We start from the raw sequence: 19,501 nt of genomic DNA on the forward strand, positions 1-19,501 counted from the left end.
GGCCTTTATTATTGACTTCTAAAAGGAATATTTTGCATGCGCTGGGTGATTGACAGTGGACCCTGTCCAAGCAGCACACCATAATGGGTCGCATTACTCATGACATGCTTGACGTAATCACGAGTTTCTGTCAAAGGAATACTTTCTGTGTATTGATCCGCCGCAATCGGCTGATTTTCAGGCTGCCAACGACGCGCACGATTTGGCCCTGCATTATAACCTGCTGTGGCAAGTACAGGACTGTTGCTTAATTGGCTTTGAATCATGGACAAGTAAAATGTGCCATAACGAACATTGGTATTCATATCACTCAGTGCAGCAGGATTATAGGTTTCACCCATTTGTCTAGCGACCAGTTTTGCCGTATCCGGCATGATTTGCATCAAACCGCCTGCTCCAACATGCGAGCGAGCATGGGTAACAAATCGGCTTTCTTGGCGCATTAACCCATACGCCCATGCAGGATCTATGCCTGCATTGCGACTATGGCTGACCACATAGCTTTGATGCGGCATGGCATAACGATAACTGTAGTTATGTTGCTTGACGGTTCGATCGGCTGCATAGATCGCGCGGTCATACCATCCCATTTCTGTTGCACGTTTGGCAGCAGCCAAAATTAATCCATCATCTTGTTTTAAATAAGCTTGTCGAACGGCCCAGTTCCATTCACGGTTGACATAATTGTCTGGCGCATTGACGTTGCGCAGTGCAAAAGCGCGGCTAAAGTGAATATCTTGACTCAAACGCTGCGCATCCGCATTGCTCGGTTGGGTATTGGCTGGAATCGTTTGATAACGCTGACCAATACGATCTTTTGCCAATAAGTTATGATAATCGTCACCTACTGACAATTTTTTGAAGATCTCGCGCGCCAGTGCTTTTGATTTTGCATCACCACGTTGTTCTGAAGCACGGGCTAACCAATACTGCCAGCGATCTTCTTGTTTCTGCGTCACACTCATGCCATCAATGGCACGAATGACACTCTCCCATGCGCCGAAACGAATGGCTTGGCGTGCATAAATTTCAGCTTCTTCTTCACTCAGTGCTAAACCATAGCTCCGATCGAAAGCTTGCAACACTTCGACATTAAAATTATTTTTCATGACGGTTGTACCACCGATATACCCCACGGCTCGGTACAACGCTTTTTGCACCGACTCAGGTGTCCCCTCAGCAGCACGCTTTACCGACGCCAGTGCAGTATTTAGATCACTGTCGGCTAAGCGCCCAATGGCATAAATTAAATACGCTTGATCTGCCGCCGATGCTTTCGGTGCGGACCATAGATAGTTCAGTGGATCGGCTTGAATACTGTTCAGCTGAGCCAAAGACAGATTCATGCCAATAGTTTGTGCGGTTGCAACTGCTTGGCCTGACTGCCCTGCACGTAACTGTGACCATAGGCGTTGTTGTTTGTCTTGTTCCGTCATCAGTGGACTAGACAACATCATGCGCCCCAGCCCTGTACAAGATTCAGGTTGTGAATTAGTGGTGAGCCAAACATCTTTATATTCGGCAAAAACCAAAGGATCGCCTGACTTGGCACGGACTTGCGCCATGGCACAGCTTTCTGCGCGATCTGCATTGGACACATAGGCCAATACTGGCTGCGCAGAAGCAAAGTCGGCCATTTTGACTTTTTCTTCGATGTAATCTGCTGCTAACTTCTCAGCCATAGCAGATTGCGGATAGCGCTGTGCAAAATTGACAATATTCGCCGCAGGTTGCAACGCCAAATTACTGTTAAGCACCCAGTATTCAGGATAATAGCCCAGCACATCATCCTGCATACTGCTTTGATATTGCTGTAATAAACCAACATTGCCTGCATTTGCTGCACGCAAGGCATCATTAAACTGTTCATCTGCGGCATGTGTCGCTGCCGATAGACCCAAGGCAGCTACACCCAACGCAAACACTTGATAATATTTATTCTGTAATCGTTTTAACATGGGTTTGCCTTCAGTCATCTTTGGATTGCCTAGTCTCGTCTCATCATTTTCATTAGTTTAATAACTCATAACAGACTCTATTGTTCTCTTATGTAACCTTATGATTAGACAATATTAATTTTCCTGCATTTTCACTTCACAAATCAATCTTTTTAGCTTCAGATTTAAAGCTATAAGTTTATTCAGATTTCCTGCTAAAATATGCGCCTTTCGTAGATTTCACATGGTGTTTGATCACCCTTTTTTTGTCGCCAGCTAAGCTCTGCTTTCGCCGCCACAGATACTGATCAGACACAAAAACCTAGATTTATCCCCCCTTAGGAGCCTACATGACGGTTCAAACCTTCATTCCAAATAGTGCCCAAGCTGCCTCAGAAAACACTGTTACCCAGCCACAGCACACCCCAGCCATCGATGGATCAGTTAAAAAACTGTATATCGAAACGCAAGGGTGTCAGATGAATGAGTATGACAGTCACCGTATGGCAGACTTACTTGGCGACTCGCACGGTTATGTGCTGACCCAAGACCCGAAAGAAGCCGATATTCTACTCATGAATACCTGCTCGATTCGTGAAAAAGCCCAAGAAAAAGTGTTCTCTGAATTGGGTCGCTGGCGCAAGCTGAAAGACAAAAATCCAGACCTGATCATTGGTGTCGGTGGTTGTGTGGCCTCTCAAGAGGGTGACAACATTCAAAAACGTGCCAACTATGTCGACATGATTTTTGGCCCGCAAACCTTACACCGTTTGCCACAAATGCTGGATCAGCACTTTGATCAAATCGAAAAACCCAAGAAAGAAAAAATCAAATTGGTCGATATTTCTTTCCCAGACATTGAAAAATTCGACTTTTTACCTGAACCGCGTGTAGAAGGTTACAAGGCTTTTGTTTCAATTATGGAAGGTTGTTCAAAATATTGTTCATTCTGTGTGGTGCCCTACACCCGTGGTGAAGAAGTTTCTCGCCCGCTGGATGATGTTTTAGCTGAAATTGCGACCTTAGCCGAAAAAGGCGTCCGTGAGATTTCTTTATTGGGTCAAAACGTCAATGGTTACCGCGGTGAAACATTCGAAGGCGATATTTGTACTTTTGCAGACTTATTGCGTCTGGTAGCAGAAATTCCGGGGATTGGACGTTTACGCTACACCACCTCACATCCGCTTGAATTTAATGATGACTTGATTGAATGTTACCGTGACCTCCCACAAATGGTATCGCATTTACATTTACCTGTACAAAGCGGCTCAAACGATGTTCTGCAAGCCATGAAACGTAACCACACCATTGATGTGTATATCGACAAAATTGCCAAATTACGCAAAGTCCGTCCAGATATGCATTTATCCAGTGACTTCATCATTGGATTCCCGGGCGAAACCGATGCACACTTTGAAGAAACCTATCAATTCATCAAAGATATGGACTTCGACCATTCCTACAGTTTTGTTTATTCAAAACGTCCAGGTACACCTGCGTCTGATCTTGAAGACACCACCTCTGAAGAGGTGAAAAAAGAGCGTCTCAGTAAAGTTCAAAAATGGATCAAACGCTCCAGTATTGACAAGACCGATGCCATGCTCGGCACCATTCAACGCGTTTTGGTCGAGAAAGTTTCGGATAAAGATCCAAACTTACTGATTGGTACGGCGGATAACACTCGTTGTGTGAGTTTTATTGGTGATGCAGCATGGGTCGGACGTTTCGCTGAAATCGAAGTGACAGAGATTAAAACTTTGAATTTTGTTTATGGTGAACTCTTGAATCTTGAGCCTGACGTGGCGTAATGTAAGGGAATAGATTCTGACTACTTAAAGGAATTCTCTTGACTGCAGCGATTCGACGTACAGTAACTTTTCCTGGGGTTTCAATAGAACGTTTAAAGAGCATGCTCGGTGCTTATAACGGTCATTTGAAACAAATCGAACAGCGTTTAGATGTCACTATTTCCCATCGAGGTGATGCATTTTATGTCGATGGTGAAATGGATGCAGTTGAGAGAGCCGAAGGTCTGCTCCATCGCCTGCATGAAGAAGCGGAAAATACGGCACAAATCAGTGCCGACACCTTACACCTCATGATTCAAGGCAGTCAGACTGACCGTGAATTGCAAGAAGACCTCGACGGGCAAGAGCACACTGGTTTAGATGAAGTGTGGCTCCAAACCCGTAAAGGTCGTATCAATCCACGTGGTGCCAACCAAAAGCGTTATGTGCAGCGTATTCTACAAAGCGATATTTCTTTTGGTATTGGACCTGCGGGTACAGGTAAAACCTATCTCGCAGTTGCAGCCGCAGTCGACATGCTAGAACGCAATGAAATTCAACGAATTTTATTAGTTCGCCCTGCCGTTGAAGCAGGTGAAAAACTTGGTTTCCTACCGGGTGATTTAAGCCAGAAAATTGATCCCTATTTGCGTCCACTCTACGACGCCTTGTATGAAATGCTTGGCTTTGAAAAAGTGGCCAAACTGATTGAACGTCAAGTGATTGAAGTCGCACCACTGGCTTATATGCGTGGTCGAACTTTAAACCACTCTTTCGTGATTTTAGACGAAGCACAAAACACCACGCCTGAACAAATGAAAATGTTCCTCACACGCTTAGGCTTTGGTTCGCGCGCAGTGATTACAGGCGATATCACACAGGTCGACTTACCGCGTGGTCAGCAATCTGGTCTGGCGCATGCTTTACGCATCATCGACAAAATCAAAGAAATTCACATTACCCGCTTCCACTCTCGTGATGTAGTACGTCACCAATTAGTGCAAAAAATTGTTGAAGCTTATGAGGGATGGGATGCAGAACAACATCGCTTAACTGCTGAAGCGCGTGCTGAACGCAAAGCGCGTCAAGAGGCCTTAGTGGCTGAAAATGATGCCGCTGCCGATGCTCAGCATTAAGTTAAAGTCTGCGGGCATTTTAAAATGCCCGCAGATATCATTATTTAAGGATCTATTTTGAAACTGAGTCTTTCTCTACAACAGGACTTTCAAGCACCTGAGTTGGTCTTGAAACGTGGCTATATCAAAAAAGTTGTAGAAACTGTTTTACGTCATATTGGCACACAGACTAACTGTGAAATTGGCATTGCTTGTGTCGACCATGACGAAAGTCATAAATTGAATTTGGAATATCGCGGCAAAGATAAATCAACCAATGTGTTGTCTTTCCCGAGCGACTTACCCGATGAAATGGCGCAAATTCTTGACTCATTTCCGATTGGCGATTTAGTCATTTGCATTCCTGTGGTGCTGTTGGAAGCGAAAGAACAAAACAAAGCGCCACTGACGCATTTCACTCATATGTTGGTACATGGCACTTTGCACCTCATGGGCTATGACCATGAAACGTCAGAAGCAGATGCTGAAGAAATGGAAGGTATCGAAATTGAAATTTTGGCTAAACTCGGTTTTGAAAATCCTTATTTAGAACAATAGCTATTAGATCTGAAACAACTCACCCGATTCATCTCGATGTGTCGGGTTTATTTATGCTAAAAATAATACAAGATGAAAAAATAGATGAAGAGATTATAAAAATGCATACACCAATTTCAAAACTACTCTGCATTATCACCCTATCTTGCACTACACCACTTTATGCCAAGAGCAATGATAAAAATCAAACATCCTGTCAAGAAGTGAAGTTTCAAGACACTGCTCAGGCGTGGGCTGGACATTATTATTTGCAGGGTGTTATGGAGGTCGGTTCCGAGCTTTTACTAGAGACCAACGGTAAATTTAAATGGTACTTAGCTGTCGGCTCTTTAGATCAATATGCTGAGGGGACATGGTGGAAAAATGGCAACTGCATTGGTTTAAAGGCACTGCCGAAATATAGCAAGCATTTAGAAATCTTTCCTAGCCGCCTAGATGTGGAAGAGTCTCATTTAACTGTGACTTGGATCGGTGGGCGTCAAGACGGGGCCTATGTCCGCGCAACCCAATAAACTGAGCGAACCCAAATAGCATAACAACTTAAAACCAATATACGGCCATTTAAGTCTGAAAATGAGAACATGCTTACTCAAGTCAAGACAGCATGTGAATAAGCCGAGACTTATCCACATTTTAATAAAAAACGGCTATTAATAAGCTGTTTCTGTATTTCTCAAGATTTTTAGAATTGATAGCGGAAAGTTAGCGTTGCATTACGTGGTGCACCATATACCATACTATTTTTACCTAAGCCTTCGTAATATTTCTCATCAAACAAATTGTTCACATTCAGTTGAAGTTTAATATTTTGATCAACTTGATAAGCTGCCATCAAGTTCGCCAACACATAGGCATCTTGCGTAATGCGCCCCGCAGCCTCATCTTTATATGCCTCGCTCTTATAGTTTAAGCCACCACCTAAACTCCATTTATCGAGTGTATATTTGGTAAATAGATTGGCTGAAGTTCTCGCAGCAGTCGTTTGTACTTTTTTGCCATTCGCATCTTCGGCATTAAAATGAGCGACACCAAAACTCATGTCCCAGTTATTGGTAATTTTACCATCTAGTTCTATTTCAAACCCTTTACTCTCTACACTATCTGTACTGCTATAGACATCTTTGAATTCATCGCCAATCTTAATTGATCCAATTTTCTCAGCCACATTATCTTGCTGGGTTAAAAATACCGACATTGATGCATTAAGTTGTTTGTCAAAAAACTCTCCCTTCAAGCCCGTTTCATAGCTTTTACCTTCACGTGGGTCAAGATATTGCTGATTCGCGTCTTGCTTATTTTCTGGTTTAAAAATCTCGGTATAACTTGCATACCATGAGTAATCTTCTAAGAAGTCGTAAATCAATCCTGCGTATGGCGTCACTTTATTATTATATTTACGATTGCCATTGCCATCCTCACTTTCATACTCCCAGTTAGATACACGTACACCTGTTACTAACTTTAAAGGCTCTAACAAAGTGAACTTACCTGCTAGATAAGCCCCTGTTTGCGTGGTTTTATTAGATGGATTTGCGACATTATTATTAATGGATCCAATAATTTTTGATGGCGTAAAATTATTAAAATCAATCGTTCCATTATCTAAAGTTGGTGATCCATAATAACGGTCAGTCAGCTCACTTTGGTTATACATAAATCCAGCAACAACCTCTTGCTGTAGGCCACCCAAAGTGAAAGGTGCAGAAATATAAACATCTGCATTATTTTGCGTAGTCTTTGAAGTATCTGTGTATGGATATAACCCGCCACTGCTATTGGTTGCTTTATCTACAGATTCGGACCACAGATATAATAATGCTGTCTCTGCATCAATTTCGCGGTAATCATAATTAACATTCAACGTAATATCATTAAATAACTTCTGCTTAAACTGGGCAAATGCTGTAGTTGTATTGGTATTCCAATAGGTCCAATCACTGGTTACCGTTAAATCACGATCAAAATCTGTTAGCGAACCATCATTATAAAATGCAGGTAACCCCCCCCATTTAATGCCTGAACGATCAAGTTCCTGATAACTTGCACCAACTGACACATATGTGCTATCGGTCAGATCTGCATCAAGCACGCCATAAAATAAATTATTTTCTTTTTCGTACAAATCTGCGAAAGAGTCTGTGCTTTCATGTTTAACAACAACTCGCCCACGCACAGTACCATCCGCATTTAAAGGTGCAGAAATATCTGCCATGCTATTCCATGCATTCCACGAACCATAAGAGCTGCTTAATGTCCCCGTTAACTCTTTTGCATTGGCATGTTTACGCACCATGTTAATCGCAATCGAGGGATTACCCGCACCTGTCATTAGCCCATTAGCGCCTTTCACCAATTCCACACGATCATACATACTCAGGTCTGGATCACTTGCAATGTCCAATTCAGACGAACTCGGAACACCATCAAATAAATAGTAATCCACATCAAACCCACGTGCTGTCGGATATTGACGTTCATCCCAGCGATTGGTAGTGACTCCTGTCACGCTGTTCAACATATCTTGGAAAGAATTAATATTTGCATCATCTAAATACTCGCGGGTTAAAACTTTAACCGACTGCGGTGTTTCACGAAGCGACAAATTTAATTTGGTCGAAGTACTTGCACTCTTAGCCGTATAACTCTTTGTTCCTTCTGTTACGGCTGGATTCTCTTCCTCAGCCTGAACAGTGATGGTTTCAAGCTGGGTGCTTTCATTGTCTATTGCTGCTGCAGATACCAACGTCGGGAGAAATACCGTTGCTGCCGCCATAGCCAACATCAGTGGGCTAACTTTGAAGCGATTTAACGTTGGAGAGTTGTACATAAAACTATGTCCTTATAACAGGGATCGAATATTTAAAGGCATGCACGCTCTCACCCCATCGCTTCGCTATAAAGAAAGATGTCTCAATGCTTAAAAATATTTAACAAAAAATACACCGCAAATGATAATTATTTTTATTATCAATTCAAGTTTTAAGAAGTAAACCTAATTTGTTGTTTTTTATTGTTTAAAATAATTAAAAACCAAAACAAATAAATAACATGTTGTTTTTTAAAATTTTATTAAATTTAAATTAATTATAATAATTTTACGTAAAAAAGTGCACAGCTCAGTGCACTTCAAACTCTGCCTCTGCTGGATCAAAACGCCATGTACGCACAATGCGTAACTCAGAAATATCCTTCATTTTGGCATCAAATCCACCAAATGGTGCAGCTTTACGTACCGAGGCTTTTGCAGCCTCATCGAGCATCTCATGGCCTGAACTATCAATCAGGCGAATGGCGCGGATACCTCCTGATGCATTTAGAATCACCATTAAACGCACTTCACCCGCCAGCCGCTGCTGTTTAGCTGCTTCTGGGTAGTAACGGTTGCCATAAAACTCGACTTTCTGACGGAACTTTTCAAGATAGGCAGCCGAAATATCTTGCTTGGCTTGAATACCATCGACTGTTTTAATTTTTTGCTGACGGCTAAAGTTTTGTTGGCGTTGTAAATATTGCGCTTCAAGGCTGGCCACCATTGCTGCTTTGGCTTGAAACTGACTGTTCATTTCGTCCATGGCTTTTTTGCGCTGATTATCCTCAGCTTGTTTTTGCCAGCTTAAAGTCGTCATCAACAGTTTTTCTTCAAAATTCAGCTCACGTTTTTGTTGGATCTGCTCTAAAGTCTCGCGCTGCTGTTCCCCTGTACTTTGCTCAAGCATCGGTGCGGGCATGTCACTCGACATGCGATGTGACTCACGAAAGGTCCCTGAACCTTGTTGATCGGCCTGCGCTAAAAAATCTGCATTTTCAATTTTTTTATCTGAAGGACGCAAAGTAACGGCAATTTCTTTCACTGCCGCATCATTTTCTTGAGGCATCGCAAATTGCAAAGTCAAAATCACGAGATGCAAAAATACCGCCAGTACGACGGTCGCTGTAAAAATTGGGTCTTTCCACCAATCATGAGCCAAAGGCATTACATTTATTTTTCTAAGCATCACACCAAACCGACAATTTGTCTTGTTCCCCAAAGCGCATACGCGCAGTATAAAATAGACACAGTCTTCATTTTATTGCGTAGAATGAGACCTTGTGCCCTTTAGATTCACTGTTTCGTAAAATCATGAAAATGGTGCAATTAATTTTGCTAAACTGCAAGGTTCATGAGCAGTATTTTTCAAACATTTCGACCAGAGATCTGATCGCTCAAACACGTTGATTAGCTAGGACGCCTCTTATGCAAACGCTTATTTCCAACATTTCAAATCGTTTACGCCAAGTTTATCAAAAGGCGGAAGGATTTATTGAGGATGAGCGCGAGTTTCCAATGTCTCAAGTCTTTTTAAATGCCACTTTTCAGCGTTTTGTGACCGACAACGTGAGAATGTTGAAAGACCTGCATGCCGACTTACATGATGATTGGTTACGCTTATATGCCACGCTCGACTATAACGGGCTCAAACTCACGCTTTCGGTAGATTTGAAACTGGCACAAATGGAGTTAAATAAAAAAACGCAGTTGATCGTATTTGAGCAAATCAGTGACACCAGTGTGCTGGATGCTGAATACCCAACGGTATTTCATAAAATGGGTGTGCGCTGTGCCCTATTCTTTTATCAAAAAGTCCTGAACCAAGACCCCTTAGGCATGATTTTAGAAAAACTAAATGTGATTAAAGTCAAAGATGATCTACTGCATTTGGATCTGAATCGCTGGTTAGGAAAAAATCGTTCTATTATCGATACCTTAGGTAAAGTCCATGTCAATCATGCCGTATTGCGTGAAGCAGAATTGGTGGTGATCGGTAATGTCAACTTAACGGCATTGTTCAATAAGTTTTCGCAAACCTCTATCGATGACTTGATTGAACCCAATCTAGACGAAAGCACGGTCTCGCCAATTCGACAAAAATAACTCGGGATGCTGCGACTAAAATGTGACTTAAGGTGGGTAAAAGAAACATAAAACTACAGTTTGCCCTATGTTTCGAATTTTTTCTTCATAATCAACGTGCATAATATTTCTATGCAAAAAATTTGTGCCTACAACTGAATAGGAAACTTTTTCTTATGGCTAAATCAATGTTGAAAACAGTCGCAATGGCAACAGGTGTCAGCACCTTGCTCTTTGTCGGTTTCTCAAGTCAAACCTTTGCCATGAGTCCATTCCAGGCCAGTTATCAATTTAACTATAATGGCAAAAACATGGGCTCAGCGACGCGTACGTTATCGAAATCGGGCAACAACTGGAACTATGTCTTTGCAGCCAAAGCTGGTGGTATCGCCTCTGCAACCGAAAGTAGTCGCTTTAGTTTTAATGGTAAACAAATTCAGTCCAGCAGCTTTAGCCGTAGTAGTAAAATTTTGGTGCATAACAACACCATGAGTATTAACTTCAATCCAGCGGCAAAAACCATCAATACCAAGAAAGACAAAGAAACGCGTTCTTTCGCTTGGAAAGCTGGCGTACTGGATGAACTGAATGCTGAATTACAACTTCGTGAAGACATCAAAAATGGTGGTTTAAAATCGACTTATTATTTGGCCGATGCCAAAGAAGTCGAAGCACGTAAATTTGTGAAGCAAGGTTCTGAGTCAATCAAAACCGATTATGGGACCTTTGACACCATTAAAGTGGTCATGAAACATGACAAACCTGGCCGCGAAACCATTTTCTGGTTAGCACCTAAATTGGACTACCTTCCAGTCAAAGTCAGCCATGTGGATAAGAAAACATCCTATGGATTGCTATTAACGGGTTATAAAGGTGCAAGCAATTAGTCATTTTGACGAATTTTACTTGCATTTTTTCAGGTGCTTCCTAAAATACGCTTTTGCTTGAAAAAGCACCTGCCCCTAGAGGATTCTCCCGTGTACGCACTAGAACAGAAAATCTTAAGCGAAGGTATCGTTCTATCTGATGAAGTTCTGAAAGTTGATGCTTTCTTAAACCACCAAATTGATCCGGTTATGATGCAATTAATCGGTAAAGAATTTGCTGCTCGTTTTAAAGATGCAGGCATCACTAAAATCATCACGATTGAAGCATCAGGTATCGCACCTGCAATCATGGCAGGTTTAGAACTGGGCGTGCCCGTTATTTTTGCGCGTAAATACCAATCTTTAACCTTAAAAGATGACCTTTACCGCTCAAAAGTCTTTTCGTTTACCAAACAAACCGAAAGCACGATTGCAATTTCAAATAAGCACATCAGCTCAGCAGACAAAGCCCTCGTGATTGATGACTTCTTGGCCAATGGTCAAGCGGCATTGGGTCTGATTGACTTAATTCACCAAGCGAAAGCAGAAGTTGTTGGTGTGGGTATTGTGATTGAAAAATCATTCCAACCTGGTCGTGACATTTTGCTTGAAAAAGGCTACCGCGTTGAATCTTTGGCACGCGTAAAGTCATTGGCAAATGGCACTGTTGAATTTGTTCGAGACTAATCACGGCGTTTAACTTCAAAAAAAGAGCACTTCAGGTGCTCTTTTTTTGTCACTCAGATGACCCGCGGGTCATCCACATGTAAATGCCACATTTGCGCTGTAGGTTATTTTTAATTTAAAGTAAAAATATATCGTTTTTTTTCAATTTAATTACACATTGAAGTTGGAGAAATGCGATTTATATAGCATGATCAAATCTAAAAGGTAATGTCCACTTTCTAAGAGCAAAACAAACAAAGACTAAATTGGATACTATTTTATAGAGATACCGAATTGAATGATAAACAAGAAACAATTAACTGAACGATCATTTACCCCAAGCCAATTATCTGGCTTTGATGGCGCGCACTCCATCCAACTCCCTGTAGACTTCATTCACGACTTGAGTAAAGCAGACTCCTTGCAAGCTGTTCTAGATACCATTGCTTACTGGATTTCTCACGTGTTTGATGCGGATCGGGCCAGTATTACCTTGCAAGATACTGAAGAATATCTCAAGCTGTATTCGATCTCAGGCAATCATGCGATTCCGATGGATTTTAAAATTCCGATTGGGCAGACTTTTGTCGGACGAGTCTTTGCCCAGTCTCAACTGATCATTTGCGATGACCTCGCTCAGTCGGATGAGCTGGATTGTAAAATGCTTTTAGAGCATGGCATGGGCACCTGTATGGATGCGCCCATGATTCACAATGGCGTGTGTATTGGCACCTTAAATGTGGCAGATCAACGTAAATATCACTACACCCTACAACAAGCGATTCTTTTACAGAGCCTCGCCACATGGTTAGCTTTAAACATTAAACTGCATTTACAAGTGCAAGAAATGGCTGTCTTAGCGTCTACAGATGAACTCACAGGAACCTTTAACCGTCGAGTATTTGTGCAAGAAAGTAATCAAACCATGCAGCATTTCAGCCATACTCGCGTGCCCTTTACGATAGGCATCTTAGATATTGATCACTTTAAACAGCTGAATGACTGTTATGGGCATACCGCAGGTGACCATGTGCTTAAAAAGATGACCAAAAAAATCCGCAGCGTACTGCGTGACGAAGACTTTCTAGCCCGTATTGGTGGGGAGGAATTTGCGATTATTTTACCCGCCTGCTTGGGTGATGAAGCCATGCGAGTCTTTAAACGTATTTGTTCAACGATTGAAGCCATGGAAGTGCATTATGAACAAGAAGTGCTTTGTTTCACGGTCAGTATAGGGGTTGCTGAAGTCGGTAAACATGACGCTGATGCAGAGGATGTCTTTAAACGCGCAGATAAAGCCTTGTACTGTGCCAAACAAGCAGGACGAAACCGAATTCACTTTGCCAACTAAACCATATTTAAAAATACAGCATAAAGTACTCAAGAAAATTACAAGTTTAATAAATATTATTGCTGCAAGTTCAACTAAGATTTACTCTAGATTCAGTTGTTTAGATCTTTCAAATTCAAGCACAAAACACGGTTGTTCTGCGCAACGTGTCATCCACACCGTAAAACGGCTGCCAGCTTCAAACACTGGTCACCCGAATAGGCCAATAGACTATGGAAAATACAATTCTCTGCCCAAAATGTGGCTCTAGTGAGGTTGAAAAACGCAATCACGAGCAACAACTGACTAAAATTGGGGGCGTATTGCTCAGTTCGGCAGGTGCAACCGCTGGTACCGTCGGTGGTGCAGCATCTGGGGCCTCTATTGGTGCAGCGATCGGTGCAGCGGCTGGACCTCTTGGGGTGATTATGGGTGGTACTATTGGCACTTTTGTCGGTGCAGTCAGTATTGGTGTGACAGGTGGTTTTTTAGGACATCGTTTTGGTAAAAAAGCAGGTGTGATTGTCGATAAAAATGTATTTCTTGACTATAAATGTCTCAAGTGCGGTACAAAGTTCAAAGAACAGCATCTGACACCAGCCCAATAATAAAAAGCCCATCATGGATGGGCTTTTTTCATGTCTCAATGTTCTAGGCTTGTAGTTTCTTCACAACTTCCCCAAGACGCTTACCTTGAGCTTCGCACAGCACTTTTTCATCTTGGCTTAAGCTCTGATCATGTCGAGCCCCGCTGACATGGCTAGCGCCATACGGTGTTCCACCTGTTTTAGTATATGACAATGCGGGAATGGCATTGTTCAACCCTAAAATCATCATGCCATGATGAAACAATGGTGGCAGCATGGTCAATAAAGTACTTTCTTGCCCACCATGCATCGAACCTGACGAGGTAAACACACAAGCCGGCTTGCCATGCAAAGCTCCATTGAGCCAAAGACTTGTGGTCTGGTCGAGGAAATATTTCATTTCAGAGGCCATGTTACCAAAGCGGGTTGGTGAGCCTAGCGCCAAACCCGCACAGTTCTCCAAATCCTCTAAACTACAATAAATATCGCCTTCTGTAGGAATACTCGGCTCTGCTTCCTTCACCACAGCCGCAATATTCGGCACCGTTCGAATTTTAACTGCAACACCACTGGCTTCAATTCCATTTGCAATCAGATGCGCCATTTCACGGGTACTGCCGTATTTGCTGTAATATAAAACTAAAACATAGGTTTGCATGAATAGAGTTCAGTGACAGAAAAAATAAAACTATACGGTATTTTTCCTATTTTTTGGTTAAGCTTAGGGTGAAAAATGTAGAAAAGATGAAGAAAACAAAAGAGATACTTTGCCTATGTTAGAACAGTACTTAAGAAAACTTCCTTTCTATGAGAAAACTTGGTTTCAGTTCGTTTTATTTGTACTGCGCCGCTTTGAGGCCGATCGATGTCGTGAACAAGCGGGCTCGCTGACCTATACCACCCTGTTTGCCGTCGTTCCGATGCTGACCGTTTTTTTGGTGATCATCTCCTCAATTAAAGCACTTGAACCTGCACGGCAGCAACTACAACAACTGATCTATAGTAATTTTTTACCGAAAACCACGATTGCTTTTGACAAGGCCTTAAATGCGTTTACCGATAAATCCAGTAATTTAACCATTATCGGGATCTTATTTTTATTCGTCACTACCGTCATGATGCTGACCAGTATTGAAACGGTCTTTAACCGAATTTGGCGCGTTCGTGAGACTCGCGGTGGCATTATTGGCTTTATGCGCTATTGGACCATTATTTCTTTGGGCCCCATTCTACTCGGCAGTGCCTTTGTCATTTCGTCGACGATGGCTTCGCTCAATGTTCTGAGCAATAATTTTGCAGGCTATGAGCTTGATGGTGCATTTGTCCTGTGGCTGATTTCATTCTGCTTAACCGTCGTCGGCTTTTTTATTCTGAATTGGACCATTCCAAACCGCAGTGTCCCAATTAAATCAGCTTTGATTGCAGGTTTATTTAGTGCCGTCGTGTTTGAACTCCTAAAAAACTTATTCGGCTTCGTTATGTCGAACTTCACCAGTTATGAAATTATCTATGGTGCATTTGCCGCGATTCCAATTTTCCTATTATGGATTTTTCTATCGTGGAATATTGTCCTGATCGGGGTCGAAATTAGTTATGCACTGACCGCATTTACCTCCCATAAAGAGCAAAAACGGCACCCAGTCATTATGCTGTTAGATTTGCTGGAGCTGTTTTATAAAAAGCAACAGCAAGGACTCAGTGTCTCTGATGATGAAGCTTTAGATGTATTAGGACGGGATGAATTGGGGCGTTGGCCGAGTTACGTGTTTATGCTTGAACAGCAAAACTTAGTCAAACGTACCGATGACAACCAATATGTACTGGTACGTAATTTATCTCAAGTCGATTTTTGGAGTTTTTACAGCAAACTTCCTTACCCTTTACCAAAGCGTAAAGATATGGGTAATGTCCATCCGGATGATGTTTGGATGCAGAAAATTGGCCCAGCGTTAGTAGAATCGGATGATTACCTGGCGGCCAAACTCGCCATTCCACTGTCTACAATTTTTGATGATAAGTCTTAAGACTTCATATAAAAAACGTGTCCAAGACACGTTTTTTATCATCCAACTCAAATCAGTCTGAGTTTAAGACAGATTCAAACCGACTCAGTATTTACTGCAAAGCCATTTTAAATGCTTGTACATACTGCTTAATTTTATGATGCAAACTCACCACCATTACCCCCATCAACACAAAGCATGTTCCCACCAAAAAGTTGAGTTCCAGCTGCTCATTGAGTAATACCACACCAAAACACATCCCAAAGATTGGGGTCAAAAAAGAAAAGACTCCCAACTGGGATGCCAAATATTTTTTCAACAGCCAAAACCAAATCAGATAACTGGCAAATGACACGACAACGGTATGGAAAAGCAAACTTGTAACGGATAATACAGACCAGTGAATCGTCGCTTGTCCCATGAAAAAAGCCACAGGCAATAACACTAAGAAAGCGATAAAGAGCTGATAAAACAAAGTTTGGGTCGCAGGTGCTTCTGCTAGTTTAGTCAACCGAACTGCAATAGTTGTGGCTGCCCACAATACCCCTGCCAAGAGTGCTAAAGCATCGCCCCAAAGTGCAGAACTTGCGGCTGCTTGCGAAGCTGCAGGGCGAAATAAAAATGCAATCACGATCCCGAAAAATGCACATGCAATGCCCAACCACTGGATAAGTGATAAACGTTCTGAAGGCAGCTTCCAGTGCAAACCCAATGCTACAAAAATAGGCGCGGTATAAAGCAAAACCACGGTATGCGCCGCTGAGGTAAAACGTAAAGCTTGCGCGACCAGAAAAAATTCTGCTGCAAATAAAAGCCCAACTAAAATTCCTGCGGGTAAGTAGTCTCGCCCCCACAAAGATGTGCCCTTTGCCAACTTGATCATGGGGTAAACCATCAACGCAGATAAACCTGAGCGAAGCGCAATTTGCATCACTGCAGAAATATCGGGGGCAGCAAGCTTTAACACCACTTGTTGTAATCCCCACAAAATACACAGCCCAAACATAATCCCTGAAGCTTTACTGTCCAGCGCTTGACGACTACTCACGACCTGCTCCACTGAAAAAGATCAAAGCTCACTATAGATTTGTCTGAAATAAAACATATAATTTAAAACAGACAAGAGATCTTCTTATTCAGGCAATTTCAGCCATGCCCCAACGACAACAAAAAAAGAGCGCGCCACTCAAACAATTACCAACCAATGATCATATTGATAAATTATTGTGGATCAGCTTTCGTGAAGACCCCGCGCAGTCGGTTTATCCCGTGCATGGACATGCATGGGGCGAATTTGTATATGCCTTTAATGGTGTGATGGAAGTGAATATTAACCAGATTGACTACCTTACCCCACCACCTTATGGCATTTGGCTCCCCCCCAATGTGGCTCATAGCAGCTTAAATCGTACCGATGTTTCGCATGGCACCTTGTATATCCATGAAAGCTTATGCACTCATCTACCTCAGCAAGCGGGTATTATGCTCAGCTCACCTTTGGTCTCGGCACTATTTAAGCATTTGAGACAGCACAGCCTGCCAGATGATGCACCTGAACACATGCGCTTACTCTATGTCTTGCTTGACCAATTACACCATGCAGAATTGGTCAGTAGCTATTTACCGCACTCTGAACACCCGACCCTAAAAAGCATTTTAGATTTTTTACATCTGCACCCTGCGGACAACAGTTCTTTGCAACAACTGGCAGTACAGCACAATATGACTGAACGCACACTGGCACGTTATAGTCAAAAAGAACTTGGCATGTCCTTGAATGAATGGCGACAGCGCTTAAAAGTCATGAAAGCCATGAGCATGCTGACAGAGGGAAAAAAGGTCGAAAGTATCGCGCTGGATTTGGGCTATGCCAATGCATCGGCCTTTATTAATATGTTTAAACGCTGGATGGTATATACCCCCGATCAGTTCCGTAAACTGTACCATAGCCACCAATAACGCTAAAAAAAGATCACCGAAGTGATCTTTTTGAATGATGGGGTTTGAAAGCCTGTAAATTAAGCTTTAACAAAGGTATTCCAAGAATAGTCTTGGTTTTTACCTTTTAGGGTCATTTTCAATTGCTCACCTGCCTGTAATGCAGCAACCCCAACAGGTGTACCTGTCATGACCACATCGCCTGCTTCCAAAGTGAAGACTTGGCTAATGTCGGCCAACAAGGTCCCAATATCAAAAATTAAGTGTGCGGTGTTGCCCGCTTGGCGAAGCTCATCATTGACATGAAAACTGTAATGCACATCATCCCAGTCCTGTACCACATCGGAAACAGCAACCCAGTCTGCCAGCACACACGAACCATCAAAGGCTTTGGCACGTTCCCAAGGCTGGCCTTTGCTTTTTAAGTCATCTTGTAAGTCACGCAAGGTTAAGTCCAAACCTAAAGTCACAGCTCCCACCGCTTGCAGGGCTTGAGCTGGATCGGCTGCTTTGCTTAGGCGATGGTCAATGCGTAAAACCAGTTCACATTCATAATGGCAACTCCCCCATGCAGGATTCCAAGAGATGCCCTCATCTAAACTGAGCAAACTGCTCGGTGGTTTGATAAATAAAACGGGACGATCAGGAATCGCATTGCCTAATTCTTTGGCATGGTCTGCATAACTACGACCGACACAGACAATTTTAGATGGACGTGTACTCATGATCTTCCTCTGATTTGTTGATGGTGTTATGGAACAAAATGCTTATTTTTTGAAAGTATTTTCAAATTTTGCTTGATCCGCACTATCGGCCAACGCACGCTTAGGCACAATCACCACAGTACGGTTTTTCAGCTCAAGCATATAGGTCAGCTTGCCACTGGCAAACTTTTGCACTTCATTATAATGGACCACTTGCTTACGGCCATTGGCATAAATTTCCGCATAATCTTGGTATAAATCGATGCCTTGCTCACTTTTACCAAACTGATATTTCACAAATTGGCGCTTAAACATCATCGGCAGAAACCAATAGCGCATGAGAATTTGTAAAACTAAGAAAAATATACCCAACGCCACATAGTAGCGACCGACACCTGAAAAGCCGAGCATAAAGCCCCACACAATAATCCCGACACTAATCAACGGCGTGATAAAACGCGTCATTTGCTTTTTACCAAAGGTCGCTAAGGCAAAGCCATCTTGGGATTCTTCTAAAGTGAGGAAATAACGTGTCGATAATGCAGGCTTGTTCTCTGACATAGGGTCATATCAAATAGCTAAAAATATTGTGCTCAATACTACAACACAATCGGTCATTTTTTTAGGACTTTAGCAGATCGATGTTGATTAGCTGGCTATCCACTTAAGCCGAGGCCATACCGATATCAGAACCGCATTATAAAACTGAGATGTAAGAAACAACTGAATAACTACGGCAAAAAATCTATCCATGCTATGGATTTCTACTGAACAGAAAGTTCAGGAACAAAAAAACCGCAACATGTGCGGTTTTTTCAATATTGATCAAGTTGGTGCGCTCAGAGAGATTCGAACTCCCGACCCCTTAGTTCGTAGCCAAGTGCTCTATCCAGCTGAGCTATGAGCGCGACGTCTTGATCGGGTGCATTGTATATGGTTTATTTCATTTTGATAAGTCATTTTGTAGCAACAAACCATCAAATGTTTATTAATCGTACATAAATCAGATTAAGTCGCTAAAAAATATATAAATAATTACAACATTCACTCAATACATTAAAAATTAGTGCAAATTCACAAACAGCAACCACAACTAGTATGAGATTCTTTATAATCAAA

Annotated in this window: 18 protein-coding genes and 1 tRNA gene; 11 read left to right on the forward strand and 8 right to left on the reverse strand. The window is 42.2% G+C overall.

Annotation, left to right across the window (positions count from 1 at the left end):
- Positions 1 to 8 precede the first annotated feature (8 nt).
- On the reverse strand, positions 9 to 1,976 hold the full coding sequence (locus tag GVX98_RS09135) for a lytic transglycosylase domain-containing protein (RefSeq protein WP_159127867.1): 1,968 nt from the start codon (positions 1,974 to 1,976) through the stop codon (positions 9 to 11).
- Between the two features lie 311 nt (positions 1,977 to 2,287).
- On the opposite strand from GVX98_RS09135, the gene miaB reads away from it, so the two are divergent.
- The 4 genes from miaB to GVX98_RS09155 all read left to right on the forward strand — a co-directional run bounded on the left by miaB (position 2,288) and on the right by GVX98_RS09155 (position 5,909).
- On the forward strand, positions 2,288 to 3,745 hold the full coding sequence (miaB, locus tag GVX98_RS09140) for a tRNA (N6-isopentenyl adenosine(37)-C2)-methylthiotransferase MiaB (protein WP_159127868.1): 1,458 nt from the start codon (positions 2,288 to 2,290) through the stop codon (positions 3,743 to 3,745).
- Positions 3,746 to 3,783: 38 nt separating this feature from the next.
- On the forward strand, positions 3,784 to 4,860 hold the full coding sequence (locus GVX98_RS09145; RefSeq protein ID WP_004977846.1) for a PhoH family protein: 1,077 nt from the start codon (positions 3,784 to 3,786) through the stop codon (positions 4,858 to 4,860).
- Between the two features lie 57 nt (positions 4,861 to 4,917).
- Positions 4,918 to 5,397 carry an rRNA maturation RNase YbeY gene (ybeY, locus tag GVX98_RS09150; protein WP_004977848.1) on the forward strand — a complete coding sequence of 160 codons (480 nt, stop codon included), beginning with the start codon at positions 4,918 to 4,920 and terminating at the stop codon, positions 5,395 to 5,397.
- Positions 5,398 to 5,498: 101 nt separating this feature from the next.
- Positions 5,499 to 5,909 (forward strand): hypothetical protein, encoded by a 411-nt coding sequence (locus GVX98_RS09155; protein ID WP_004977849.1) that lies wholly within the window; start codon positions 5,499 to 5,501, stop codon positions 5,907 to 5,909.
- A 170-nt stretch (positions 5,910 to 6,079) separates the two neighbouring features.
- Here GVX98_RS09155 and GVX98_RS09160 read toward each other — a convergent pair whose 3' ends face one another.
- Positions 6,080 to 8,224: a TonB-dependent siderophore receptor gene (locus GVX98_RS09160; RefSeq protein ID WP_159127869.1), complete on the reverse strand. Its 2,145-nt coding sequence runs from the start codon at positions 8,222 to 8,224 to the stop codon at positions 6,080 to 6,082.
- A gap of 289 nt (positions 8,225 to 8,513) precedes the next feature.
- The gene (locus GVX98_RS09165; RefSeq protein WP_004977853.1) at positions 8,514 to 9,371 is read right to left on the reverse strand and encodes an energy transducer TonB; all 858 of its coding nucleotides are present in this window, start codon (positions 9,369 to 9,371) and stop codon (positions 8,514 to 8,516) included.
- A gap of 260 nt (positions 9,372 to 9,631) precedes the next feature.
- On the opposite strand from GVX98_RS09165, the gene GVX98_RS09170 reads away from it, so the two are divergent.
- From GVX98_RS09170 to GVX98_RS09190, 5 genes are all read left to right on the forward strand, one after another.
- On the forward strand, positions 9,632 to 10,309 hold the full coding sequence (locus GVX98_RS09170) for a hypothetical protein (RefSeq protein ID WP_004977854.1): 678 nt from the start codon (positions 9,632 to 9,634) through the stop codon (positions 10,307 to 10,309).
- A 155-nt stretch (positions 10,310 to 10,464) separates the two neighbouring features.
- Positions 10,465 to 11,175, forward strand: a complete 711-nt coding sequence (locus GVX98_RS09175; protein WP_004691241.1) for a DUF3108 domain-containing protein — start codon at positions 10,465 to 10,467, stop codon at positions 11,173 to 11,175.
- A gap of 90 nt (positions 11,176 to 11,265) precedes the next feature.
- Positions 11,266 to 11,841, forward strand: coding sequence for a xanthine phosphoribosyltransferase (locus tag GVX98_RS09180; RefSeq protein ID WP_004691243.1), 576 nt, complete (start codon positions 11,266 to 11,268; stop codon positions 11,839 to 11,841).
- A 277-nt stretch (positions 11,842 to 12,118) separates the two neighbouring features.
- Positions 12,119 to 13,171 carry a sensor domain-containing diguanylate cyclase gene (locus tag GVX98_RS09185; protein ID WP_228716281.1) on the forward strand — a complete coding sequence of 351 codons (1,053 nt, stop codon included), beginning with the start codon at positions 12,119 to 12,121 and terminating at the stop codon, positions 13,169 to 13,171.
- Between the two features lie 212 nt (positions 13,172 to 13,383).
- The gene (locus GVX98_RS09190; protein WP_029575121.1) at positions 13,384 to 13,758 is read left to right on the forward strand and encodes a hypothetical protein; all 375 of its coding nucleotides are present in this window, start codon (positions 13,384 to 13,386) and stop codon (positions 13,756 to 13,758) included.
- 43 nt (positions 13,759 to 13,801) lie between these two features.
- Here the strand turns inward: GVX98_RS09190 and wrbA are convergent, their stop codons facing one another.
- Positions 13,802 to 14,395, reverse strand: coding sequence for an NAD(P)H:quinone oxidoreductase (gene wrbA / locus GVX98_RS09195; protein ID WP_159127870.1), 594 nt, complete (start codon positions 14,393 to 14,395; stop codon positions 13,802 to 13,804).
- 115 nt (positions 14,396 to 14,510) lie between these two features.
- On the opposite strand from wrbA, the gene GVX98_RS09200 reads away from it, so the two are divergent.
- Complete coding sequence (locus tag GVX98_RS09200) at positions 14,511 to 15,761, forward strand: YihY family inner membrane protein (protein WP_159127871.1); 1,251 nt, start codon at positions 14,511 to 14,513, stop codon at positions 15,759 to 15,761.
- Positions 15,762 to 15,852: 91 nt separating this feature from the next.
- Here the strand turns inward: GVX98_RS09200 and GVX98_RS09205 are convergent, their stop codons facing one another.
- Positions 15,853 to 16,788 (reverse strand): DMT family transporter, encoded by a 936-nt coding sequence (locus tag GVX98_RS09205; protein ID WP_159127872.1) that lies wholly within the window; start codon positions 16,786 to 16,788, stop codon positions 15,853 to 15,855.
- A 104-nt stretch (positions 16,789 to 16,892) separates the two neighbouring features.
- Here GVX98_RS09205 and GVX98_RS09210 point away from each other — a divergent pair, with 104 nt between their 5' ends.
- Positions 16,893 to 17,699: a helix-turn-helix domain-containing protein gene (locus GVX98_RS09210; protein ID WP_159127873.1), complete on the forward strand. Its 807-nt coding sequence runs from the start codon at positions 16,893 to 16,895 to the stop codon at positions 17,697 to 17,699.
- Between the two features lie 59 nt (positions 17,700 to 17,758).
- Here GVX98_RS09210 and GVX98_RS09215 read toward each other — a convergent pair whose 3' ends face one another.
- The 3 genes from GVX98_RS09215 to GVX98_RS09225 all read right to left on the reverse strand — a co-directional run bounded on the left by GVX98_RS09215 (position 17,759) and on the right by GVX98_RS09225 (position 19,290).
- Positions 17,759 to 18,403, reverse strand: a complete 645-nt coding sequence (locus GVX98_RS09215; protein ID WP_159127874.1) for a fumarylacetoacetate hydrolase family protein — start codon at positions 18,401 to 18,403, stop codon at positions 17,759 to 17,761.
- Between the two features lie 42 nt (positions 18,404 to 18,445).
- Positions 18,446 to 18,943 (reverse strand): YcxB family protein, encoded by a 498-nt coding sequence (locus tag GVX98_RS09220; RefSeq protein WP_004691260.1) that lies wholly within the window; start codon positions 18,941 to 18,943, stop codon positions 18,446 to 18,448.
- A 270-nt stretch (positions 18,944 to 19,213) separates the two neighbouring features.
- A tRNA-Arg gene (locus GVX98_RS09225) sits at positions 19,214 to 19,290 on the reverse strand.
- Positions 19,291 to 19,501: the final 211 nt, after the last annotated feature.

The sequence above is a fragment of the Acinetobacter sp. 8I-beige genome, from assembly GCF_902505955.1.
In the GTDB taxonomy this organism is placed as follows: Bacteria; Pseudomonadota; Gammaproteobacteria; order Pseudomonadales; family Moraxellaceae; genus Acinetobacter; species Acinetobacter johnsonii.